We start from the raw sequence: 23171 nt of genomic DNA on the forward strand, positions 1-23171 counted from the left end.
AGAAGCCGATGAACCGACCCGCCGAAGCCGCTGCGTCCGCAGTTTCAACACCCACCGCCCGTTCGTGGACCACGCGTCGCGACGAAAAGAACCGCCGCCTCGCGGCCATTGCACCCTGGCTCGAAGACGGCGTGCTGCCGCCGGAGCGCATCGTCGATGCGCTCGAAACGCTGATTCAGCCGGGCGACCGAGTCGCTCTCGAAGGCGACAACCAGAAGCAGGCCGATTTCCTGTCCCGTTCGTTCGCCAAGGTCGATCCGCAGAAGATCCACGACGTCCATCTGCTGATTTCGAGCATTGGCCGCCCTGAGCATCTGACGCTGTTCGAGCGCGGCATCGCGCACAAGGTCGACTTTTCGTTTGCCGGCCCGCAGAGCCTGCGGGTCGCGCAACTGCTCGAAGACGGCCAGCTGGAAATCGGCGCGATCTATACGTACGTCGAGTTGTACGCGCGCATGTTCGTGGATCTGACGCCGCACGTCGCGCTGCTGTGCGCTGAAAAGGCCGACCGTCACGGCAATCTGTACACCGGCGCGAATACCGAAGACACCCCCACCATCGCCGAGGCTGCCGCCTTCCGTCATGGCATCGTGATCGTGCAGGTCAACGAGATCGTCGACGAACTGCCGCGTGTCGACATTCCGGGCTCATGGGTCGACGTGGTCGTGCAGGCGGACCGGCCCTTTGCCGTGGAGCCGCTGTTCACGCGCGATCCGCGCCACATCGGCGACCTGCAGGTGCTCACCGCGATGATGGTGATTCGCGGCATCTACGAGCCGTACGGCGTGACGTCGCTGAATCACGGCATTGGTTTCGATACCGCCGCGATCGAATTGCTGCTGCCCACCTACGGCGAATCGCTCGGCCTGAAGGGCAAGATCTGCCGCAACTGGACGCTCAATCCACATCCCACCATGATTCCCGCGATCGAATCGGGCTGGGTCGACAGCATCCATTGCTTCGGCAGCGAAGTCGGCATGGAAGCGTATATCGAGGCGCGTCCCGACGTGTTCTTCACTGGCAACGACGGCAGCCTCCGTTCAAACCGCGTGCTGTGCCAGCTGGCCGGGCAATACGGCGTCGATCTGTTTATCGGCTCGACCTTGCAGATCGATGCCGACGCGAATTCGTCGACCGTCACGCGCGGGCGTCTCGCCGGGTTCGGCGGTGCGCCGAACATGGGCCACGATCCGCGTGGCCGGCGTCATTCGAGCGAAGCATGGCTCAAACTGCTGCGCGATGAGGGTCCGGTGTCGCGTGGCCACAAGCTGGTCGTGCAGATGGCTGAGACCTACAAGAAAGGCGGCGAGCCGACCTTCGTCGATGAACTCGACGCCGTCGCCGTCGGTGCCAAGAGCGGCATGCCGGTCGCGCCCGTGATGATCTACGGCGACGACGTCAGTCATGTCGTCACCGAGGAAGGCATCGCGCATCTGCACAAGGCCGAAGGCATCGACGAGCGGCGCGCGGCGATCGCCGCCGTGGCCGGCGTAACCCCGATCGGGCTGCGTGCCAAGCCGGAGAAAACAGCGGAGTTGCGCCGGCGCGGCATCGTCGCGTATCCCGAGGATCTCGGCATCCGGCGCGGCGAGGCCAAGCGCTCGCTGCTGGCGGCACGCAGCATCGACGATCTGGTGACGTGGTCGGGCGGCCTGTACGAGCCGCCGGCGCGCTTCAGGAGCTGGTGAGCATGGCGCCCGCTGCTTTGCTTGCGCATGCGCAAGAGCAAGCCCCGTGCGCTCGCAGTGCGCGCGTGACGCCGGCTGATTCGCGCGTCGACGTTGCCGGCGCTGCTGGACTTGCCGACGCTGGCGAAGTTGCCGCGGGTGGAGGAGTCGCCAGAGTGGCCGGGGTCGCTGACGCCGTCAGCGGTTTGCACGGTACTGCACGCGCCGCCCACGTCACTTCTACGCCGTCCGACGCGCAACTCGCCCGTTACGCCATCACCGCGCTGATCGACGAAGCCCAGCTCACGCCCAAGCCCGCGCTGGTCGACCGGCGTGGCAGCGGCGCCCATCGCGACCTCGATCTCGACACCATGCTGCGCTCGGCGCACGCGCTCGAGCCGACCTTCGCGGCGCTCGCGCGCGCGGCGCGTCGACGCGGCGAACCGTCCGCGTTGCTGCGCACCGAACTCGCGCAGATCGGCCGCGCTGGCGAACTCGACATGCTGCACGCCACGGGCGGCAGCAACGCGCATCGCGGCGCGATCTGGATCGTCGGCCTGCTAGTCGCTGGGGCGACGCTGCCCGCCGGCGCCATGCGTTCGAACGCATCGCAGATCAGCACGCGCGCCGCGCAGATCGCCTGCTTCCCGGATCGCTTCGCCGCGCCTTCCGACAGTCACGGCGAACGCGCGCGTCAGCGTTACCAGGTTGGCGGAGCGCGCCGCGAAGCGCAAGACGGCTTCCCACACGTCGTCGATGTGGGCCTGCCCGCGTTGCTCGCGGCGCGTGAGCGAGGCATCGACGAAAATGCCGCGCGCGTCGACGCCCTGCTCTCGATCATGGCGACGCTGGATGACACCTGCCTGCTGCATCGCGCGGGCTTGCCCGGTTTGCACGCCGGGCAACACGGCGCGCAGCGCGTGCTGGACGCGGGCGGCAGTTCGACGCCGGCGGGCAGCGCCGCGCTCGCCGTGCTCGAACACGACTTGCTATCGCTCAACGCATCGCCCGGCGGCGCAGCCGATCTGCTCGCCGCCACCCTCTTTCTCGACATGCTGGCGCATCACGACGCCGACAGGAGCCCCGACTCATGGAACAGCTGACCTTCGACTATCCGGCGCAACGCGCCGTCACGACCCGCGCGCATGTCGGCGTGGTGGGTTCGGGCGATCTGGAAGTGCTGCTCTCGCCCGCCGATCCGGCTAGCGCGCTGACGGCGCACGTGGTCGTGCGCACCAGCGTCGACGGCTACAGCCACATCTGGAAGAGCGTGTTCGACCGCTTTTTCACGCGCTACGACGGCGCCGCGCAAATCGAAATCAACGACTTCGGCGCGACGCCCGGCGTGGTCGCGTTGCGCCTCGCGGAAGCCGTCGAAGCCGCCGAACAGGGAGACGACGCATGAATACGGTTGCGACCGCCCATCCCGCGCCGATGCTGCGCGAGAGTTTCATCGAACTGCCGGCGCGCGAGCGCGCCCGCTCGCTGCTGGATGCCGGCACCTTCCGCGAACTGCTCGGCCCGTTCGACAAGATCGAATCGCCGTGGCTGCCTTTGCAAGGCGTCGTCTGCCAGGCGGATGACGGCTGCGTGATCGCGCGCGGCACCATCGACGGCGAGCCCGCCGTGGTCGCCGCGATCGAATCCGCGTTCCAGGGCGGCAGCATCGGCGAAGTGTCGGGCAGCAAGATCGCCGCGGCGCTCGAACTCGCTTTGCGCGACTGCGAACGCGGCAAGATAGTGCGGCCAGTCGTGCTGTTCGAAACCGGCGGCGTGCGGCTTCAGGAAGCCAACCTCGGCCTCGCGGTGATCGCGGAGATTCAGGCTGCGATCGTCGCGTTGCGACGGCATGTGCCGGTGGTCGGCGTGATCGCCGGCATGGTGGGCTGTTTCGGCGGCATGTCGCTCGCGGCTGCGTTGTGCTCGTACCTGGTCGTCACGAAGCAAGGGCGGCTCGGCATGAACGGCCCCGAAGTGATCGAACAGGAAGCCGGCATCGACGAACTCGATGCCAGCGATCGCCGCCGCGTGTGGCAACTGATCGGCGGCGAACAGCGCACGGCGACCGCGCTCGCCGATCAACTGGTCGACGACGACGCCAACGCGGTGCGCACCGCCGTGCGTTCCGCCTTCGAGCAAGGCGTGCCCGCCGCGCATCGCAGCGAACAGGTCGACACGTTCCTCGACCGGCTCGCGCGGATCGATCCCGCCAGCGTCACGCCGGAAACCATGCGTGACGTGTTCAACCGTCAAACGCAAAACGAATCGCGCAAGGAGCAAGCATGAGCGACGTACAACTTAGCCGCGGCGCGCGCTGGTTCAAGGCGCTTGCCGGCGAATCGACCAGCCAGGCGCCTGTGTTGAGCGGCGACGCGCCGCTCGGCGGCGAGACCGCGCACTTCTTCTCGGTCGTGCCCGATCCCGCCAACCGCTTTCCTCGCGCGACCGATAACGTGGTCGGCCTCGAACAGGGCTGGCGGCTCGCGCGCGCCGTGCGCGATGCAGTTGCGCGGGACGAAGCGAGCGGCACGCGCCGCCCGATCGTCGCGATCGTCGACGTGAAAAGCCAGGCGTACGGCTATCGCGAGGAGATGCTCGGCATTCACCTCGCCTGCGCCGCGGCCGTCGACGCCTATGCCGCCGCGCGCGACGCGGGCCACCCGGTGATCGCGCTGATCGTCGGACCGGCGATGTCGGGTGCGTTCCTCGCGCACGGCTACCAAGGCAACCGGATCGTCGCGCTCGACGCGCCCGGCACGATGGTTCATGCAATGGGCAAGGAAGCCGCCGCGCGCGTCACCCGCCGCACGGTCGAAGAACTCGACGCGCTCGGCGAAACCATCGTGCCGATGTCTTACTCGATGGCGTCGTTTGCCAAACTCGGCCTGCTCGACCAGTTGATCGACGGCGTCGATGCCGACGCGCCGGACGCCGCGCAGATCGAGCGCGTGCGTCAGGTGTTGAGCGAGCAGATTCGCAGCGTGCGCGACGATGGCCGCCGCAATCTCGCGCATCGGCTCGAATCGGCGGCGGCGCAGAAGAATCGCGCGGCGTCGATCGAAGTGCGCCGGCGTCTCGCCGAACAATGGGATGCCGTGTAATGCAGGTGTGTGCCGCGCCACCGTTTGCAATCGCACACGCGCTGTCGTGCGACGCGCGATGGCGGCCGCATGACTTACTGCTTCTGCAACGCTTGCCGGCATTCGATGGTGAACCGTCGTGGGTACGCGAGGCTTTCGGGCGCGCGCCGTATGCGGTCGTCAGACGTGCGCTGGCGGCCGACGGCTTCGTCGCGATCGGCATGCGCGGTGTCGGGCGGTCGGAGCGCTATGGCACGTGGGCAGCGTCGGCGGATGTAGTGAGCGCCGTATCGCCCGAAGCGCTCGCTTTTTCATGCACGCCACTCGCCGGGCGCAATGCATTGCCCGCTTTCGCCACGCTCGCCGCGTTGCAGGACGACGCGACGGGTCCGTTGAGTGCATTCACCTGGGGACCCACTGGCAGCGCCGGTTTCGAACTGGCGACACACGTGCCGACGGTCACCGCATCGAGCGATCTCGATCTGCTCATCCGAACCCACGACAAACCGCTCGCCCGAAACCTCGCAATCGAATTGCTCGACTATCTGCAAGCGCTCGCGCAACGCATCGCCGTTCGCGTGGACGCGCAACTCGACACGCCCGCCGGCGGCGTGGCGCTGGCCGAATGGGCAGCCGGCAAACCGCGTGTGCTGGCACGCCACGAGCGCGGCCCGCAACTGATCGCCGATCCGTGGGGCCCCGCGTCTCATGGCGACGACGCCTGATGCTCGCGCTGCTTTTTCCCGGCCAGGGCGCGCAGACTGATGGCTTCCTGCATCGTCTGCCGGAGCATCATGCGGTGCACGACACGCTCGAGGAAGCGTCGCAGGTGCTCGGCGTCGATGTGCTCACACTGGACACTCAGGACGCTTTGCGCTCGACCATCGCCGTGCAGATCGGCTTGACGGTTGCGGGCGTGGCGCTGACGCGCGCGCTGGCTGCTGAACGGTTCGTGCCGGAGATCAGCGCGGGCTTATCGGTCGGCGCGTATCCAGCAGCAGTGAGCTGCGGTGCGATTCACTTCGAAGACGCATTGAAAATGGTTCGGCGCCGGGCCGAACTGATGGAGACCGCGTACCCAACCGGCTACGGTCTCGCAGCGATATCCGGCTTGACTGAGTACCAAGTGGAAACACTCGCCGCGCGACATGCGGATGAAACACAGCAGCATGTCTATATCGGCAATGTGAACGCGCCGCGCCAGATTGTCATAGCGGGCGCGAATGATGCACTGGACGCCTTCATCAAACGTGCGCTCGCAGCGGGCGCGCGCAGGGCCACTCGCCTCGCGGTGAGTGTGCCGTCGCATTGCGAATTGCTCGCACAAGCCACGGACGAACTGGTCGCCTACGCGAAGGACGTGCCCTTTCACACGCCGCAAAGCATCTATGTCGGCAATCGCGGCGGCCGTCCGCTGTATACGGCGGACGCGATCCGCAACGACCTCGCGACCAATATCCGCTACACCGTGCGCTGGTTCGACGCGCTCACGGTCATGCAGGAAATGGGCGCACACCTGCTGATCGAAGCGCCACCGGGCCAGGTATTGACCGACATCGCGCGCGAATACTTTCCGGAAACCGCCGCGCTCGCGGCCAGCACCTTTTCGTTCGATCGACTCGTGGCCACCGCGCGACGGCGTCTCGACACGCATTGAATGATCCGCGGCATGTTCATCATGCATGCCTCAGCGTTTCTCGATCAACTGCCGCCCCATCGCCTTCGCACACTGATCACACGCGTTGCGCGCGACACGTGATGCCGCGAGCGCGCCGACATCGGCGTCGTCGTGGTGATTCGCGCGTGAGGCACCGCCACGGCGCGCGCAGTCATACGCGCTCACGCCTGCCCAGGCGCGCGTCCGATCACATGCGAATCCGACGCCGCCGATCCGTCCGCATGCCCGCGTTCGCGTCCCGCGGTCACGACCGCGCCGGTGCCACCCGGACGCCCCACCGATCTGGCGTGACGCTCGATCAGCCGTTGCAACAGGCAGAACGCGCAAAGCAAGGCGCCGATCACGATGCGGGTCCACCACGAACTGAGCGTGCCGTCGAAAGTGATCAGCGCCTGGATCGTGCCGAGAATGCCGACGCCGAACAGCGAGCCGATCACATAACCGACGCCGCCTGTCAGCAGCGTGCCGCCGATCACGGTCGCGGCGATCGCATCGAGTTCCATGCCCTGCCCTTGCAAGCCGTAGCCCGACAGCACATAGAACGTGAAGACTGCGCCGCCGAGCGCCGAACAGAAGCCGCTCAGCGCATACACGCCGATGCGTGTGTGCGCGACCGGCAAGCCCATCAGCAAAGCCGAGCGCGCGTTGCCGCCGATCGCGTAGACGTTGCGGCCGAAGCGCGTGAAATGCGCCACGTAGATCGCCGCCAGCAGCGTGACGAACGCGATCAGCACATTCGCCGTCACCGAGCCGACGCCGATGTCGAGACGAAACGCCGAAATCTTCTGGAACGTCGGATCGGTGATGGTGATCGACTGCGTCGTGATCAGAAAGCACAAGCCGCGCGCGAAGAACATGCCGGCCAGCGTGACGATAAAGGCCTGCAAGCGGAAAAAGTGGATCAACGCGCCCTGCACCGCGCCGAACACGGTGCCCATCAACAGCACGATCGGCAGGATCACCCAGACGGGCCAATGCAGGTGTTCGGACAGCACCGCCTCGACGATAGTCGTCAGCGCGACGACCGAACCTACCGACAGGTCGATGCCACCGGACACGATCACGAACGTCATGCCGATCGCCACGATCAGCAGGAACGCGTTGTCGACCAGCAGATCGAGGAGCACTTGCCACGAGAAGAAACCGGTGTACATCACCGAGCCGAATCCGAACAGCGCGCAGAACAGCAGGATCGTGACGGCGATCGGCAGCGTGCGCGGATCGACGATATGAGCCCAGGCTTCGAGGATGCGTCTCATCGCGCCACCCTCCGTTGCGTGACAAGCGATATACCGAGCGCACGCGCCGACGGCGACTGGATCACACTCACCGCAAGCACGACGGCCGCCTTGACGACGAGGGTGGCTTCCGGCGGCACGCCGATCGAATAGGTGGTGTAGGTCAGCGTCTGGATGATCAGCGCGCCCAGCACCGTGCCCGCGAGACTGAAGCGGCCGCCGAGCAGCGACGTGCCGCCGAGCGTCACCGCGAGAATCGCATCGAGTTCGAGCAGCAGGCCGGCGTTGTTGCCATCGGCGCTGCGCACGTTCGAGCTGATGAGAATGCCCGCCATCGCCGCGGTCAGTCCCGAGAAGCCGTACACCGCGAAGACGAGCGCCTTGGATCGCAAGCCGACCAGACGCGTGGCAACCGGATTGACGCCGATCGCGCGAATGAACAGCCCGAGCGCCGTGCCTTCGACGAGCGCGGCGGTCGCCAGCACCGCCACCGTGGCGATCCACACCGAACACGGCACACCGAGCCAGTAGCCGCCGCCCACGAACAGATAGCCCGGCGCGCCGATCGGAATGATCTGCCCCGCCGTCAGCAATTGCGCGATGCCACGCCCGGCGACCATCAGGATCAAGGTGGCGATGATCGGCTGCATGCCGACGAAGGACACCAGCAAGCCGTTCCACATGCCGCTCAACACGCCGACGATCAACGCCGCCACCAGCGCCTGCGCGATCAGTCCGCCAGTCGGCACCGGCTGCGTTGCCAGTATCGTGGCTGCGGCGGCGCCCGCGATCGCCACCACCGCGCCGACCGAAATGTCGATGCCGCGCGTCGCGATCACCAGTGTCATGCCGGTGGCGACGAGCACCAGCGGCGCGGCGCGATTGAACACATCGATCGGCGCGCCGAACAGATGGCCGTCGAGCATCCGCAGCGACAGGAAATGCGGATTGACCCACAGGTTCAGCCCGCACAACAACACCAACGTGACGCACGGCCAGATCAACGGCCGCTCGGCGCCGTCGCGCACGAACCAGTTCGATAGCTTCATTCGCCGCTCCCCGCGATGAGTCGATAGATATTGTCTTCGTTCGACGCTTTGCCGGCCACTTCGGCGATCTTGCGACGGTCGCGCAACACCGCCACGCGATGACTCACGCGCAGCACCTCGCTGATCTCCGACGAAATGAACAGGATGCTCAAGCCGTTCGCGCATAGCGCCAGCAGCCGATCCATGATGTCGAACTTGGCCGCGACGTCAATGCCGCGGGTGGGTTCGTCGAGGATCAGCAGCTTGGGATCGGTGGCGAGCCAGCGCGCCAGCAACGCTTTCTGCTGGTTGCCGCCGGACAGCAAGCCGATCGGCTGTTCCGCATCCGAGGCCTTGATGCCGAGCCGCTCGATCCATAGATCAGCCAGTTCGCGCGCGCGTTGCCGGTTGATCTTGCGCCACCAGCCGCGCCGCGCCTGCAACGCCAGCAGAATGTTCTCGCGGATCGACAGTTCGGCGACGATGCCTTCTTTCTTGCGGTCTTCCGCGCAATAGCCGATACCGTGGCGCACCGCGTCGCGCGGCGAACGCAGACGCACGGGCCGGCCTTCCACCAGAATCGTGCCGCTATCGGCACGGTCCGCGCCGAACAACAGCCGCGCGGTTTCCGTGCGGCCCGAGCCGAGCAAACCGGCAAGGCCGAGAATCTGACCCGGCTGCACATCGAGGTCGATCGGCTGCATCGTGCCGCGCCGTCCGACGCCGCGCAACTCGACGAACGGCTGGACGCCCTGCGCGGCTTGTTTTTCATGCGTGTCATGTCCTTCCTGTGCGGCTTCACGCAAACGTGCGCTCATGCGTTCGTGGCCGACCATCTTCGATACCAGTTGATCGGCCGGCAGATCGCGCGCGAGATATTCGCCTTCGCGCTCGCCGTTGCGCATCACCGTAATGCGATCGGAAATGGCATACGTCTGCTCGATGAAATGCGTGACGAACAGAATCGCAATACCCGATTGCTTCAGATGCCGAAGTATTTTGAAGAGCTGGCTCACTTCGCCGTCGTCGAGGCTCGAGGTCGGCTCGTCGAGGATCAGCACGCGCGCGTCGACCGAGAGCGCCCGCGCGATGGCCACCATCTGTTGTACGGCGATCGGATAGGCATCGAGCGAACGGGTGACGTCGAGCGTCACGTCGAGGCGCGCCAGCGCGGCTTGGGCGCGCCGCTTGATGTCAGGCCAGTCGATTGCGCCGAAGCGTCTCGGTTGCCGGCCCGCGAAAATGTTTTCCGCTACCGAGAGATTCGGGCACAGGTTCACTTCCTGATACAGCGTGCGCACGCCGGCCGCTTCCGCTTCCTGCGGCGAGGCGAACGCCACCACGTTGCCACCGAGGCGGATCGTGCCGGCATCGGGCGCGACCACGCCCGTAAGCACGTTGATCAAAGTGGATTTGCCCGCGCCGTTTTGCCCCATCAGCGTATGAATCTCGCCGGGGAACAGGCGGAAATCGACCCGCTGCAGCGCCTTCACGCCAGGGAACGTCTTGCTGACGCCGGCGGTGGCCAGGATCGGTTCGACGGTGTTCGTGGTGCCGCCGGCATGGGTTGCGGCGGCGCCGGCGATGCCGGGGGTGGCTTGGGGGTTGCCGGCGCCGCCAGCCGGCGGATTCGGTTCGGAAGCGGGATGCGTCATAGGCCTCGCTCGATCGGCGGTGCGTGGTTCGGCGGCCTCCAGCAGCCTCCAGCCGGCATTGCGCGGAAAAGAGGCCGCCCGCTGCCCAAGCAGACGGACGGCCAGGCACCACTGGAGAAACCTTTTTCGTCTGTCGGTACTGCGTGTCCCTGCTGCCCTTTCGTCCGCGCTTTATGTCCGCCTTTGACAGTCAGGAAGCCTTATCAATTACCGTCAGTACTTGCGCGTCGGCAGCGTCTGCGCAGCGACGCTCATCGGGAAGACCGTCTCTTCCGTCAGGATACGCTTGGGCAGCGGCTTGCCGGCCACCACATCCTTCACCGCCGACATCAATTGCGGCCCGAGCAGCGGACTGCATTCCACATCGACGTTCATCTTGCCCGCGGCCATCGCCTGGAAGCCGCCCTTGGTCGCATCGAACGAAACGACGACGATGTCCTTGCCCGGATGCATGCCGGCCTCTTCCATCGCCTGGATGGCGCCGAGCGCCATATCGTCGTTATGCGCATAAACTACATTTATTTTATTTCCGTATGTCTTTATAAACGCTTCCATGACCTGCTTGCCGCCGGCCAAGGTGAAGTCGCCGCTTTGCGAGGCGATGATCTTGAACTTCGGATCGTTCTTGATCACTTCGAGAAGACCTGAGTGCCGGTCGTTGGCAGGCGCCGATCCGACCGTTCCCTGAAGTTCAGCGATGTTGACCGGGCCTTGGTCGTTTTTGTAGTGATCCGCGAGCCAATGACCACCGCGCCGGCCTTCTTCCATGAAGTCTGAGCCGATCATCGTCACGTAGAGCGAGGGGTCCTTCGTATCGATGTTGCGGTCAGTGAGAATCACCGGAATCTTCGCGGCTTTAGCCTCGCGCAGCACCGGTTCCCAGCCCGATTCGACGACCGGCGAAAACGCGATCACGTCGACTTTCTGCGCGATGTAGGAGCGGATCGCCTTGATCTGGTTTTCCTGCTTCTGTTGGGCGTCGGAGAATTTGAGCTTGATTTTCGCCTCGGCCGCCGCGGACTTGACCGACTCGGTGTTGGCGGTGCGCCATGCGCTTTCCGCGCCGACCTGCGCGAAGCCCAGCGTGATCTGTTTGTCTTGCGCGTAAGCGCCGGGCGTGGCCAGCGTCAGCGCACCGAAGCCCGCGCAGAGTGCGAGCGCGCCCAACGCACGACATGCGGCGCGTCGTGTATTCGCCATGACTGTCTCCTGATCGTTGTTGTGTAGGCGACCCATCGAATCCGCCCAGCCGTTGCGGCCCTCACGGTGCGTGGATCGTGATGTAGCGTAGTGTGTAGGGCGTTAACCGTCCAATCATATGATTCGCGTCGGCGATATCAATTTTGGTATAGCTGGCGATGGCGGTTGTGGCGTGGACGTGGGATGCGATGTTGATGTGGCTGGGGTGCGTTGGTTGGCGTGGCGATGCGCTTGGCGCTTTTTTATGCGCTTACGTGTTCTGCGGCTTGGTCGGCTTGGTCGGCTTGGTCGGCTTGGTCGGCTACGCGGCGGCGCCGCCGACCGGAGCGCGCCCCATCAGCGGACATCGACGCGCGGCGTCACCCACCGAAACGTCAGATTGATCCGCTCGCCCGCCACGCGCGGCTCCTTCGGCACCCGATGCCGCCAGTCCGCCTGCGTGCTGCCCTTCATCACCAGCAAGCTGCCGCCCTTCAGCGAAAAAGACTGCACGACGCCGGTCTTGTTATGCCGCAGATCGAACGTGCGTGCGACACCCAGGCTCACCGAGGCGATCACCGGCTGTGCGCCGAGTTCGGGCTCGCGGTCCGCATGCCAGCCCATGCTGTCCGTGCCGCTGCGGTAGCGGTTGATCAGCACGCTATTAAAATGCGCGTTGCAAACAGACTCCACGGCGGACTTCAGTTCTGCGACGGTCCGCGTCCACGGTTGTGGCACGTTGCGAATACCCGAGTAGACATAGACGGCGTCAGGCTCGCCTTGCCAGGCGGTCAACCGCGGCAGCGGCACGCGGCCGGCGGGCGTGCCCATCATGTCCTGACGCCATTCGACTTCGTCGATGAGCTGCTTCAAGGCCCGTGCCGCCGTTTCAGGCGGCAGCCAATCGGGATACCAGTCGACGTCGGGCGCCGGCAGAGCATCGGAAGATTCCGCAAAGAGATCCGTCATGAGATTGCCTGAGTACGATCGCGCGCTCAAAGCGCGAGCGGATAAGAACCTTGGCTATTATGGCGGCAACGACGACGACGCTCCGACGCGCGCCTTGCGGTTTGATCCGGCGCCGTCCTTTTCATTTCACACACAACTTTCAAGGAATAATCAAATGATTCTTTCCGACCAGGCGCTCGATCAGCTTTTCCGCGAAGCGCGCACGCATAACGGCTGGCAGCAAAAAACGGTCGAGGACGCCGTGCTCAAACAACTCATCGAACTCGTGCTGCTCGGCCCGACCTCGGCCAATTCGAGCCCGGGCCGCTTTGTCTTCGTCAAGACGCAGGACGGCAAGGAGAAGCTGCGCCCGGCTTTGTCGCCGGGCAATCTGGAGAAGACGATGGCAGCGCCGGTCACGGCGATTGTCGGGATGGACATGGCGTTTTACGAGCACCTGCCGAAGCTGTTTCCGCACGCCGACGCGCGCAGCTGGTTTGCCGGTAACGACAAGGCGATCGCCGACACGGCATTTCGCAATTCGACGCTGCAAGGCGGCTATCTGATTCTCGCCGCCCGCGCGCTCGGGCTAGACACGGGTGCAATGTCCGGTTTCGACGCCGCCAAGGTCGACGAAGCGTTCTTTGGCGGCACGACCGTGAAGTCGAACTTCCTGATCAATCTGGGCTACGGCGACCCGTCGAAACTGTTCCCGCGCAGCCCGCGCTTCGCTTTCGACGAGGCCGCGCGGATCGTCTGATGCACGGCGCCCGACCTGCTGTTGAGTGCGGTCAACTGAAGATCGCCACGTAGAACACCACGGCGCCGATCAACGCGCCAATGAAGCAGAAGCCCTCTTCGGCGTCGTCGCCGTTGGACCGAACCCAAGCCCCGACGACGCCGAACAATCCCGCGATACCCAGAGCGACACTAAGCATCACGACATAGAACAGCGCGCTTTTGCCCAACTCGGAAAAATCGATGTTGCGCACGCCGAAGTACAAGCCGATCGCCATCACTGAAATGACCACGAGCGGCAGCATGACATGGCTGCCCTCGTGTCCGACGTGATGCGCATGGTGCGCGTGGCGGAACGGGTTGCCTGATCTGAGCAGCTTCATATGCGCCTCCTGCCTCGCCTTCCGGCGGCGACAAAACGAACCGCTAAGCGGACTGCGACGGCTTTCATTGTGGCCCTCGCCCTGGCTTTGATACAAGCCGGTTCTATTTGAGAATAGTCCACGCTCGAACACAATTCAAAGCCCATTTAATTCGACCGTATCAGCCGGCCGGACGGCTTACCCGCAACTGTGTGGATTGCTGCAATGCAATGCCTTGCGAGCGCCTTTAGCTATGGACGGTTCACCGTCGCCGCATCAATATGGCGCCGCAGGCAAGCAGTTGCACATCTCGGTAGAATGGATCGGCTCGTTCGCCATGGCATTGCCGCAGCCGACGAGCCGCCGCCGCTCCTCCGCTTGTGCCGGCCCCTTCCCGCCCTGATCCTCTCTATGCGCCGCTCATCGTTTCTTGTTCGCATCATCCTGATTGGCATCCTGCTACATATCTACGTGGGCTTGCGTCTGATTCCCGACATGCCGATCGATACCGCCGGCCGTTGGCTGTGTGCGTTGTGGCTCGTGCTGTCGATCTTTCTGATTCCGCTCGGCATGCTCGCGCGCACGATCAAACAACAACCGCTCGGCGACCGGCTCGCATGGGTCGGCCTGCTGGCGATGGGCTTCTTCTCGTCACTGCTGGTCCTGACTTTCGCGCGCGATCTCGTGCTCGCTTCGCTTCTTACCGTCGATGCAATCTGGCCGAACACCGTCGCCATCCCACACTGGCGAACCGGCTCAGCGGCGGCTGTACCGTTGCTCGCGCTGCTCTCCACGCTCGTCGGCCTGTTCAACGCTCGCCGGCGCGCCAGGGTGGTAACGATCGAAGTGCCGATCGACGATTTGCCCGCCGCGCTCGACGGCTTCACGATCGTGCAGATCAGCGATATTCACGTCGGCCCGACCATCAAACGCCGCTATGTCGACGCAATCGTCGACGCGGTGAATCGCCTCAAGCCGGATCTGATTGCTGTTACCGGCGATATCGTCGATGGCAGCGTGCCGCAACTGACCAAACACACGCAGCCGCTGTCACGGTTGAGCGCGCGCCATGGCGCTTTTCTCGTTACCGGCAATCACGAGTATTACGCCGGCGCCAACGCCTGGATCGACGAGTTCCGGCGCCTGGGACTGAACGTCCTGCTGAACGAGCACGTGATCGTGGATCACGACGGCGCACGCGCCGTGATTGCGGGCGTCACCGATTATTCAGCGGGCCATCACGACCCGGCGCACCGCAGCGATCCCGTCGCCGCGCTGGCCGGCGCGCCTGGCGACGTGCTGATCAAGGTGCTGCTCGCCCACCAGCCACGCTCAGCGGAAGCCGCAGCAGCAGCTGGTTTCACGCTGCAGCTATCCGGCCACACGCATGGCGGCCAGTTCTTCCCTTGGAATTTCTTCGTGCGCTTCCAGCAGCCGTTCACCGCTGGCCTCGCGCGGCTGAACGGACTGTGGGTGTACACGAGCCGCGGCACCGGCTACTGGGGACCGCCGAAGCGTCTGGGCGCGCCGTCCGAAATCACGCGCTTGCGCCTCGTACCCGGCGAGCCCGATTAAGCCCCAACGAAGACACCCGTTATTGCACGGGCGCCACGGCCACGCTGACTTGCGGCGCGAATGCCACCACCACTTGCATGCCGGGTGTCACGCCGGCGGTCTTTGCCGGGTCGCGGCCCTGGATATGGAACACGGAACCATTCGGGCCTTTGAGCGCCATGATGCCTGAGGCATGATCGATGGCCTCGACGTGAGCGGTCACGCGCTGAACCGTGTTCGACTGGCCGATCTCAGCCGCCGAGGCTTGACCATCCGCACCCTGCGTGACGCTGATCACGGCATTGCGCATCATGCGGATGTGGACTTTGCCGCCTTGCTTGATCTGCGCAAGATTGTGCGTGTCGGTGATGCTGAACGACGCTTCGCCGCCCTGCGCGTCAAGCACAGTGACCGAATGGTTGGCCTGATCGACCGACTTCACGATGCCGTCCGCCTGCAGCGTGCTGCTGCCTTCAAACGGTGCCGGCAGACCTGCGGCCGAAGAAACGAGCGGAGCGGCAGCGATCAACGCGCCGGCGATGACACCAAGAGCTTTAACTTTCATACATTCCTCAATTCGGATGAGCGGCGGAAATAACGACGTCGTGCGGATCGCGGCGCAACGCCGTCTGAACGATGCGAGAGCGAAAACCGTGAGAAATAAAAACGCGCATTTGAGCGCCAAGGCCGCGCGACATGTTCCGGGTGATGCAGACAGTGTGTTTTCCGGGATGGACATCGTCAATATTCGGAGTCCGTATTTATGTGGGAATAGTTCTCCCATTAGCGTGGAAACTTCCCCAAAGATGGCATGCAAATGATTCGTCGCCTCACCTGATCGCAACTTGACTTAACTTTGCAGAGGTGCCTAAAATTCGCCCAGTTCATTTACCCGGAATCACGATCTTGGACAGTAGCTGTCGTACCCGTCGAGCTTCGATTCGCCCGATCGCCTGATCGGCAAGATTTCCGCGCCAGTGTTACCTGTCGCCGTCTTGCCTTCGGGCTGGCGGTGCACGTCGTTGATCCCCACTTATTGCCAGTGAAGTTGCAGTGAAGCGCCGCATGGCTGAATGCCGTGCCGACGTTGCTCGCCCTTCAGCGCTGCGAGTCTTCGTTCGCGCTGCGCCACGCCTGAACGCGCCCGCGTCCCATCGGGAGGGACGTGCCGCTGTCACGCGTAAGGTTCACACTGTGCAAATTCGCGCCTCAACCTTGTTTACCGATGACAATCGAATTCGTCTGGCGGCTTCTCGCCGCCTTCGCCTGCGGCATCGCGATCGGCCTCGAACGGCAGATACGTCAGCGCAATGCAGGCCTGCGCACCATCACGCTGGTCGCGAGCGGCGCGTGCCTGTTCGTCACGCTCGGCGTACTGACCGGCAACGGCACGGCGGGCATTACCCAGATCGCCGCGTATGTGGTCTCCGGCGTCGGCTTTCTCGGCGGCGGCGTGATCATGCGCGACAAGGGTTCCATTCAGGGGATCAACACCGCGGCGACCTTGTGGTGCTCGGCCGCGGTGGGCGTTTTGTGCGGCGCGGGTCACTATGGCCCCGCGCTCGCCGGCACCTTGGTCGTGCTGTTGACCAACACCGTGCTGCGCGAAGTCAGCCGTACGATCAACGCAACGCCGGTATCGAACGCCGACCTGGTCCGCGAATATGTGTTGACAATCGTCTGCCGGGAAGCCGACGAGATTCACATTCGTACCGCCGTCTCCAACTCCATGTACTCGACGCCACTGTCGTTTCAAAGTCTGACAAGCGAGGACGTCGAAAACGACCCGGGACGCATTCGTGTAACGGCAACGTTGAAGATGCATCCCAAGGATCAGTCGAAGCTCGAACAGATGGCCAGCCGCATCAGCATGGAAAAGAGTGTCTCCAGCGTCAGTTGGACGGCCAGAGAAGCGGAGCCGACGCCGGAGTAAGCGTAACGCGTAGGTCCCCCATATGCGTGCGCATCGTCTACACTTGATCTGCAATAGATTTAGACAATGTTAATTCCGCGTCCTGAATATGGACTGTCCCATAACCATCGACTAAGCTCTGTCACCGTGAATTTTTCACACTCAACTAGGGAGTCTCGATTATGGAACACGGCATCATTGCATGGCTCATCATCGGCGCGATCGCTGGCTGGCTGGCAGGCGTGCTCGTCAAGGGCGGCGGCTTCGGCCTGATCGTCGACATCATCGTCGGGATTGTCGGCGCGTTCATCGGCGGCTGGCTCGCCGGCGTGCTGCACATTTCGCTGGGCGGCGGCTGGATCGGCTCGATCATCACGGCGGTGATCGGCGCGGTCATTCTATTGTTTCTTGTCCGCCTCATCCGACGAGGCAGCTGAGCGTAGCACCTGATGTCTTTCGGCGTCAGGGGCGAACGCCACCTGACGCCGGCTTGAACTGACAACCCCGCGTTTAAAACCTTGTCTCCACCGCCGGCAACATCGAGCCGGTATCACGCAGCCGCGTATGCCAGGCGAAAGCCTGATCCAACTGATGCGGCGTTTGCCCGCCTCCCTTCAATGCTTGCCCGTAGTAGTCGCGCAACAGATCGCGATACAGCGGATGCACGCAATTGTCGATGATCAGCGTGGCGCGTTCCCGCGGCGCGAGGCCGCGCAAATCGGCGAGCCCCTGCTCCGTCACCACCACATCCACGTCGTGTTCGTTGTGATCGCAATGCGGCACCATCGGCACGATGCTCGAAATGCGGCCGCCCTTTGCCATCGACTTGGTCGCGAAGATCGCGCACGATGCGTTGCGCGCAAAGTCGCCCGAACCGCCGATGCCGTTCATCATGTGCGTGCCGCCCACGTGCGTCGAATTCACGTTGCCGTAGATGTCGAATTCGAGCGCGGTATTCAACGCGATCAGACCGAGCCGGCGAATCACTTCAGGATGGTTGCTGACTTCTTGCGGACGCAGCACGAGTCGATCGCGATAGCGTTCGAGTTCGCCGAACACCTGCGCCTGGCGCGCTGCCGACAGCGTGATCGACGCGCCGGAGGCGAACGTCACCTTGCCGGCATCCATCAGGTCGAAGGTCGAATCCTGCAGCACTTCTGAATAGATTTCAAACGCGTCGAAAGGCGAATCGACGAAGCCGGCCAGCACGGCATTGGCGATCGTGCCGATGCCGGCTTGCAACGGCGGCAAGCGCTTCGGCATGCGTCCGCGCGATACTTCGTGTTCAAAAAACTCAATCAGATGACCTGCGATCAATTCGGTCTCGGCATCCGCCGGCAGCACCGTGGATGAACTGTCCGCCATATCGGTGATGACGATCGCCGCGATTTTCTCGAGCGGAATCTCGATAGCCGGCGTGCCGACCCGGTCTTGCGGACGGACGATCGGCAGCGGCTCGCGGTTCGGCCTGCGGCCCGGAATCCAGATATCGTGCAGTCCCTCGAGCGCGAGCGGCTGAGCAAGATTGATTTCGACGATGACCTTGTCGGCAAGAATCGCGAAGCTCGCCGAGTTGCCGACCGACGTGGTCGGCACGATGCCGCCGGTCTCGGTGATCGCGGTGGCTTCGATAATGGCGACGTCGAGTTTGCCGAGCTGGTTTGCGCGCAGCATCTCGACGGTTTCAGAAAGATGCTGATCGACGAACATGACTTCGCCGCGATTGATGGCGTCGCGAAGCGTCTTGTCCACTTGAAACGGCAAGCGGCGAGCCAGCACGTGCGCCTCGGTGAGCGTGCGGTCCACATCGTGACCGAGCGATGCGCCGGTCATCAACGTGATGCGCAGCGGCTTGCCTTCCTGACGCGCGCGCTCGGCAAGCGCAACGGGGACGGCTTTGGCGTCGCCCGCGCGCGTGAAGCCGCTGGCGCCGACACACATGCCGTCCTGAATCAGAAGCGCCGCCTCGGCGGCTGAAGTGATTTTTGCGCGCAGTTCAGCGCAGCGAATCCGGTCTTGGTACATGAAACTGAGTCTCTCCATAGTCACCAGTCCAGTCTACTGGTGCGCACGTCTATGGTGTGCTTCGCTCAGCAGCCGGATTGTCGCACCCGCCGCGGCGTCACGATGGGACGGCGTCGCGGCCAGGTGCTGCGTCGCGCGTCGGAACGTTCGCGACAGGTCTTGCAGGTACTTCAGATATGACGCGTGGCGTGGCCTAGCTGCCGAAGTAGATGTTGCAGAAGCTCACAGGCCCGACGCACTCTTCAGCTTTGATTGCCGGTGTGGTGATGCGTCTTTGCGTTTCGGCATTCTTCGCGCGCTGCGCATTCGCTTGGGCAACCTGTTGTTCCGGGGCGGCCGGCGCCGTTTGCGCATGAGCGACAACAGCGGACAAAGAGCAGGCAATCAGGGCAATCTTCAACACATTCATTTCGTTCTCCAGGACTTACGGTGCTGCCCCGTAGGAAGCCCCCTTGGGGGACTGCGGGGCAGTGATGAAACTATATGGCTGCCTTTCCCGCGGATAAATGGGGCGGTCCGGAAGTGATCCTTCCATTCTGTAGAAGGATCGATGCACATAGTCGATCGTCGCGTGCATGGGTCAACGTGCGTTGAACGGCGCGTCCTTGTCGAGCAACGCCGTGCGGATGAAGTGCAGGCAGCTCAGGATGCGCTGCAGGTCGTGACGCTTGTCGCGATCGGTATGAACCGTTTGCAGCAGGTCCTGCGCGATCCACGTGGCCGCGCGCACGGACACCAGCGCGCGCTCCAGACCACGCGCGTCGGGCCGCTCGAAGAGGCGCGCGAGGTCGTCGCGGGTACGCTCGACAGTGCTGGTCCAGCGCGGATGAAGTGCGTGCGCGTAATCGGCGCGCGCCGCTTCGTTGCGCAGATCGATCACGGCGTGCCCTACTTCGAGCGTCGCAAGCATCCATCGCAAAGCATCGCGGCGGCGCCGGGAGCGTTGCGTCAACAGCATGCGCAACTGTGAAGTCAGGTCGTGCGTGCTCGACTGAAAGCGTTGATTGAGTCCTGGCAGTTCGTCCTTGCACGCGGACACGACCTGTGCGCGCAGATCGCCCATGATTTTTCCGATGAGCCAAGGCATGTCGGTCGGGAAAACGACCGCGAAGACGAGCGCCCCCAACAGCATCGAAGCGGTGAGCGCAATGCCGTTGTTGATCAGCAGATCCGGCGCGTAAGTGACGACGTTGTCAGGTCCGGCAAGCAGGCAGAAGAACACTGAGAAACCGATCCCATATCCCGCCGCAAGCTTGCGCGTGGCGATGAATGCGCCGAGCGCGAGCACCGGCGCCAGCATCACGCACAGCAGCGGAAAGCCGTCGATGTTGGGATACACGTAGCACGTGAACAGGTAGCCGGTCATGGTCGCCAGCACGGCGCCGACGGCCATCTGCACAGCCATCTTCGACGGATTCGGCGCAGTCGACGTCAGCGCACACGCCAGCGCCGCGCCGATCACCGCAAGGCCGCCGCTCGGCCAGTCCGTCATGATCCAGAACCAGCCGGCGATCGCCATGACCACGGCCGAGCGGATAAACGTCAACGCGACGACAAAGGTATTGGTTTTGCTGACATAGCGGCTTTTCGTCCGCGGCTGGCTCTCGTCACGCTTGCGCTGCGTCACAGATGCGTAGGTCTGCGAATAGCGGATCCATTCGTTGATGAAGCGGTACAGCAGTTCCGCGGCCGTGTCGAAGTCCGCCAACGCTTCGGCCGGCGCGGCTTCCAGCGGCCGTCTCGTTTCACGCACACGCCGTGGCAAGCTCGCCTGAAAGTGCTGCAAACGGGCGGCCGTACGCGATGCATCCACGGTGAACTCGAACTGTGGCGCCATGAGCGCGGCCAGTTCGTGGAAATATGGCTTGATCGCCGCCGCGATCGGCGCCGAGCCGTTCACATGCAGACGCTTGAGCAGTTGATGTAGTGCATGCAGCCGCGCGCAGGCATCCATGAACTCGCCGTTCAGACGGCCGAGATGCTGGCTGCGTGAACGCATGGCCGGATCTTCGAAGGCGGCGAAAGTGCGCGTCGCCTCGAAACCGACGATCTCGTCGACGAGATCCGCAAAGCGCCGCTCGAATTGGCCCCGCTTGATGCCGCGAGCCAACACATCGGCAGCGAACGCAGTAAAATTTCCGTACCGGATCTGTAGCGCGCGCCGTAGTGCGAGGCTGGACCGCTGTGGCACGATCAGTGCGCTCACCGCGCTCGAAGACACGATGCCGACCGCCACTTCCGCCGCGCGCGTGAGCGCCGCCAGAAACAGATCGTGAGGCACCGTCACGTTGGGGATGCCGATCAGCGCAGCGGTGTAACCCGCGAGCACAAAGCCGTACCATCTGAAATGCCGATACCGGACCGCTGCCGCAATGCAGGCACTCACCCAGCCGATCATGCCGAGCATGTACAACTCGGGCTGCTGGACGAACAGCGCGCCGAGCGCCAGCGCGGCGACCGTGCCCACCGCGGTCCCGAGAATCCGGTAGAAACTCTTGGCGAGCACCATGCCGCTGAACGGCTGCATCAGCACGAACACGGTGGTCATCGCTATGCGCGGCTGAGGCAGATCCAGCAGCATCGCAATGCCGAGCGCCAACAGCCCCGCCGTAACCGTTTTGAACAGGTGCAGCCAAACCAGACCGTCGCTGGTCGCCCAGTCCCGAACAGCCGGACTGAGCGTTTGCAACATGACGCCCCGCTGCCGGCGAGAATCCGCCGTCGGTTCGATCGCATGTTCGCGTTTCATCTGGAAGCAGGGCGCCCCGGTTGGTCGCTGAAAGAAGCGCCGGCGAAGAAGGCTGCTGACACCGGCAGGCAAGGCGCCGATTGTAGGAGCATGCGATGCGCGCATTAAGAGGACGGCCGCGGAACGTCCCTTCCAGAACGAACAACAATGCGCACACGGGACAGGCGGACAATACGGCTTCAGCCGTGAAATAGAAGGATCAATGGATACGTTACAAAATATGCGAGTGTTCGTGCGCGTGGTCGAAGCCGGTAGTTTTACCGCCGCTGCGCAGTCGCTCAATTCGACGACCGGCGCGATGTCCCGTGCGGTCTCGGAACTCGAAGCTCATCTGCGGACGCGGTTGCTCAATCGTTCAACGCGACGGCTCGCGCTCACCACTGCGGGCGAGCGTTATCTGAAACGATGTCAGCAGATACTTGCAGATGTCGACACGGCGGAAGAAGAAGCGAGCTGCGCGCATGAGCGCCCAACCGGCGCGTTGCGGATGCACAGCTTTGCCAGCATCGGCCAGCATTACGTGCTGCCGGCCATCTCGCGCTATCGCGCGCTGTATCCGGAGGTGACGGTCGAGCTGACGTTGTCGCAGCGCATGCCTGATCTTTTCGAAGGCAGCGCGGACGTCGCGGTGATCGGTGCTTCCACTTTGCCTGATTCGGAACTCGTGTCGCTTCCGCTGGGGACGACTTTTAGCATCATGTGCGCGTCGCCGGCGTATGTGCGCGCGCGCGGCGCGCCGCAGCAGCCGGCCGATCTGGCGCACCACGAGTGTTTGATTCTGCACACGCCGGCGTTTCCGCCGCACGATTGGGTGCTCGATGGGCCGAATGGCAGCGAAATGATGGAAGTGAATGGGCCGGTGCACGTGAACATCGCCGAATCGCTGATTGTGGCGATTCGCGAAGGGATGGGCATTGGCATGCTGCCGCTGTACGCGGCAATCTCCGGATTGCGTGATGGGACGTTAGTGCGCGTGTTGCCGGAATATACGGCGCAGAAGATGCATGTTTATGCACTGTATCCGTCGCGTAAGTTCATTGATGCGAAGACGCGGACCTGGGTCGAGTTCCTGCGTACGCATCTGCCGAAAGTCATCGCACGCGATGAGGCCCTGCTTGCAGAAGTCGGCGAAGCGCAGACAGGCGATGGCGTGGTGCCTGCGGGCGCGAGCGGCGGTGGGGATGTAGCGACGCGGTAAGCGTCACCGCAGTTGGAGTTAGGTGCCGCTAGCTGCGCGTGTGCGGCGGCGGTGCTGTACTCTGCTGCGCGGGTGTCTGTCTGCAAAGCGGAATGGCCGTTGGCGGAGTGTGTTGCAACGATTGCTGGGTGCGGATAGCAAATTGCAGACTTTAATTTAA

Annotated in this window: 22 protein-coding genes; 12 read left to right on the top strand and 10 right to left on the bottom strand. The window is 63.8% G+C overall.

Annotated elements, in window-relative coordinates:
- The first annotated feature begins 8 nt into the window (after positions 1–8).
- The 7 genes from mdcA to mdcH all read left to right on the top strand — a co-directional run bounded on the left by mdcA (position 9) and on the right by mdcH (position 6404).
- Positions 9–1688 (top strand): malonate decarboxylase subunit alpha, encoded by a 1680-nt coding sequence (gene mdcA / locus PQR32_RS33110; protein WP_408237221.1) that lies wholly within the window; start codon positions 9–11, stop codon positions 1686–1688.
- Between the two features lie 155 nt (positions 1689–1843).
- Positions 1844–2770: a triphosphoribosyl-dephospho-CoA synthase gene (locus PQR32_RS33115; RefSeq protein WP_408237224.1), complete on the top strand. Its 927-nt coding sequence runs from the start codon at positions 1844–1846 to the stop codon at positions 2768–2770.
- Positions 2758–3072, top strand: coding sequence for a malonate decarboxylase subunit delta (locus PQR32_RS33120; protein ID WP_408237227.1), 315 nt, complete (start codon positions 2758–2760; stop codon positions 3070–3072). Before PQR32_RS33115 ends, PQR32_RS33120 begins: the two co-directional genes overlap by 13 nt.
- Complete coding sequence (locus PQR32_RS33125) at positions 3069–3953, top strand: biotin-independent malonate decarboxylase subunit beta (RefSeq protein WP_408237230.1); 885 nt, start codon at positions 3069–3071, stop codon at positions 3951–3953. Before PQR32_RS33120 ends, PQR32_RS33125 begins: the two co-directional genes overlap by 4 nt.
- Complete coding sequence (mdcE, locus tag PQR32_RS33130; RefSeq protein WP_408237233.1) at positions 3950–4768, top strand: biotin-independent malonate decarboxylase subunit gamma; 819 nt, start codon at positions 3950–3952, stop codon at positions 4766–4768. The genes PQR32_RS33125 and mdcE overlap by 4 nt, the downstream gene beginning before the upstream one ends.
- On the top strand, positions 4768–5472 hold the full coding sequence (locus tag PQR32_RS33135; RefSeq protein WP_408237236.1) for a malonate decarboxylase holo-ACP synthase: 705 nt from the start codon (positions 4768–4770) through the stop codon (positions 5470–5472). The genes mdcE and PQR32_RS33135 overlap by 1 nt, the downstream gene beginning before the upstream one ends.
- The gene (gene mdcH, locus PQR32_RS33140) at positions 5472–6404 is read left to right on the top strand and encodes a malonate decarboxylase subunit epsilon (RefSeq protein WP_408237238.1); all 933 of its coding nucleotides are present in this window, start codon (positions 5472–5474) and stop codon (positions 6402–6404) included. Before PQR32_RS33135 ends, mdcH begins: the two co-directional genes overlap by 1 nt.
- 182 nt (positions 6405–6586) lie before the next feature.
- On the opposite strand, the gene yjfF is transcribed toward mdcH, so the two are convergent.
- From yjfF to PQR32_RS33165, 5 genes are all read right to left on the bottom strand, one after another.
- The gene (yjfF, locus tag PQR32_RS33145) at positions 6587–7684 is read right to left on the bottom strand and encodes a galactofuranose ABC transporter, permease protein YjfF (protein WP_408237241.1); all 1098 of its coding nucleotides are present in this window, start codon (positions 7682–7684) and stop codon (positions 6587–6589) included.
- Positions 7681–8712: an ABC transporter permease gene (locus PQR32_RS33150; RefSeq protein WP_408206134.1), complete on the bottom strand. Its 1032-nt coding sequence runs from the start codon at positions 8710–8712 to the stop codon at positions 7681–7683. The genes yjfF and PQR32_RS33150 overlap by 4 nt, the downstream gene beginning before the upstream one ends.
- Complete coding sequence (locus PQR32_RS33155; protein ID WP_408237245.1) at positions 8709–10346, bottom strand: sugar ABC transporter ATP-binding protein; 1638 nt, start codon at positions 10344–10346, stop codon at positions 8709–8711. Before PQR32_RS33155 ends, PQR32_RS33150 begins: the two co-directional genes overlap by 4 nt.
- Positions 10347–10559: 213 nt before the next feature.
- Positions 10560–11546 carry an ABC transporter substrate-binding protein gene (locus tag PQR32_RS33160; RefSeq protein ID WP_408237248.1) on the bottom strand — a complete coding sequence of 329 codons (987 nt, stop codon included), beginning with the start codon at positions 11544–11546 and terminating at the stop codon, positions 10560–10562.
- Positions 11547–11882: 336 nt separating this feature from the next.
- Positions 11883–12494 carry an alpha-ketoglutarate-dependent dioxygenase AlkB family protein gene (locus tag PQR32_RS33165; RefSeq protein WP_408237251.1) on the bottom strand — a complete coding sequence of 204 codons (612 nt, stop codon included), beginning with the start codon at positions 12492–12494 and terminating at the stop codon, positions 11883–11885.
- A gap of 154 nt (positions 12495–12648) precedes the next feature.
- Here PQR32_RS33165 and PQR32_RS33170 point away from each other — a divergent pair, with 154 nt between their 5' ends.
- On the top strand, positions 12649–13233 hold the full coding sequence (locus PQR32_RS33170; RefSeq protein WP_408237254.1) for a malonic semialdehyde reductase: 585 nt from the start codon (positions 12649–12651) through the stop codon (positions 13231–13233).
- A gap of 31 nt (positions 13234–13264) precedes the next feature.
- Here the strand turns inward: PQR32_RS33170 and PQR32_RS33175 are convergent, their stop codons facing one another.
- Positions 13265–13594: a hypothetical protein gene (locus tag PQR32_RS33175; RefSeq protein WP_408237257.1), complete on the bottom strand. Its 330-nt coding sequence runs from the start codon at positions 13592–13594 to the stop codon at positions 13265–13267.
- 390 nt (positions 13595–13984) lie between these two features.
- Between PQR32_RS33175 and PQR32_RS33180 the strand changes: the two genes are divergently transcribed.
- On the top strand, positions 13985–15148 hold the full coding sequence (locus PQR32_RS33180) for a metallophosphoesterase (protein ID WP_408237260.1): 1164 nt from the start codon (positions 13985–13987) through the stop codon (positions 15146–15148).
- Between the two features lie 19 nt (positions 15149–15167).
- Here the strand turns inward: PQR32_RS33180 and PQR32_RS33185 are convergent, their stop codons facing one another.
- Positions 15168–15692 carry a hypothetical protein gene (locus tag PQR32_RS33185; RefSeq protein ID WP_408237263.1) on the bottom strand — a complete coding sequence of 175 codons (525 nt, stop codon included), beginning with the start codon at positions 15690–15692 and terminating at the stop codon, positions 15168–15170.
- A gap of 660 nt (positions 15693–16352) precedes the next feature.
- On the opposite strand from PQR32_RS33185, the gene PQR32_RS33190 reads away from it, so the two are divergent.
- Both PQR32_RS33190 and PQR32_RS33195 read left to right on the top strand, forming a co-directional pair.
- On the top strand, positions 16353–17060 hold the full coding sequence (locus PQR32_RS33190; RefSeq protein WP_408237266.1) for an MgtC/SapB family protein: 708 nt from the start codon (positions 16353–16355) through the stop codon (positions 17058–17060).
- Between the two features lie 161 nt (positions 17061–17221).
- Complete coding sequence (locus tag PQR32_RS33195) at positions 17222–17476, top strand: GlsB/YeaQ/YmgE family stress response membrane protein (RefSeq protein ID WP_408237269.1); 255 nt, start codon at positions 17222–17224, stop codon at positions 17474–17476.
- A 73-nt stretch (positions 17477–17549) separates the two neighbouring features.
- Here the strand turns inward: PQR32_RS33195 and scpC are convergent, their stop codons facing one another.
- The 3 genes from scpC to PQR32_RS33210 all read right to left on the bottom strand — a co-directional run bounded on the left by scpC (position 17550) and on the right by PQR32_RS33210 (position 21813).
- Positions 17550–19064 carry a succinyl-CoA:acetate CoA-transferase ScpC gene (gene scpC, locus PQR32_RS33200; protein WP_408237272.1) on the bottom strand — a complete coding sequence of 505 codons (1515 nt, stop codon included), beginning with the start codon at positions 19062–19064 and terminating at the stop codon, positions 17550–17552.
- Positions 19065–19257: 193 nt separating this feature from the next.
- Positions 19258–19473, bottom strand: a complete 216-nt coding sequence (locus PQR32_RS33205) for a hypothetical protein (protein WP_408237275.1) — start codon at positions 19471–19473, stop codon at positions 19258–19260.
- Between the two features lie 171 nt (positions 19474–19644).
- Positions 19645–21813, bottom strand: coding sequence for an FUSC family protein (locus tag PQR32_RS33210; RefSeq protein WP_408237278.1), 2169 nt, complete (start codon positions 21811–21813; stop codon positions 19645–19647).
- Positions 21814–22015: 202 nt separating this feature from the next.
- Here PQR32_RS33210 and PQR32_RS33215 point away from each other — a divergent pair, with 202 nt between their 5' ends.
- The gene (locus PQR32_RS33215; RefSeq protein ID WP_408237281.1) at positions 22016–23011 is read left to right on the top strand and encodes a LysR family transcriptional regulator; all 996 of its coding nucleotides are present in this window, start codon (positions 22016–22018) and stop codon (positions 23009–23011) included.
- The last annotated feature ends 160 nt before the right edge of the window (positions 23012–23171 follow it).

The sequence above is a fragment of the Paraburkholderia dipogonis genome (assembly GCF_046027395.1).
Lineage (GTDB): Bacteria > Pseudomonadota > Gammaproteobacteria > Burkholderiales > Burkholderiaceae > Paraburkholderia > Paraburkholderia dipogonis_A.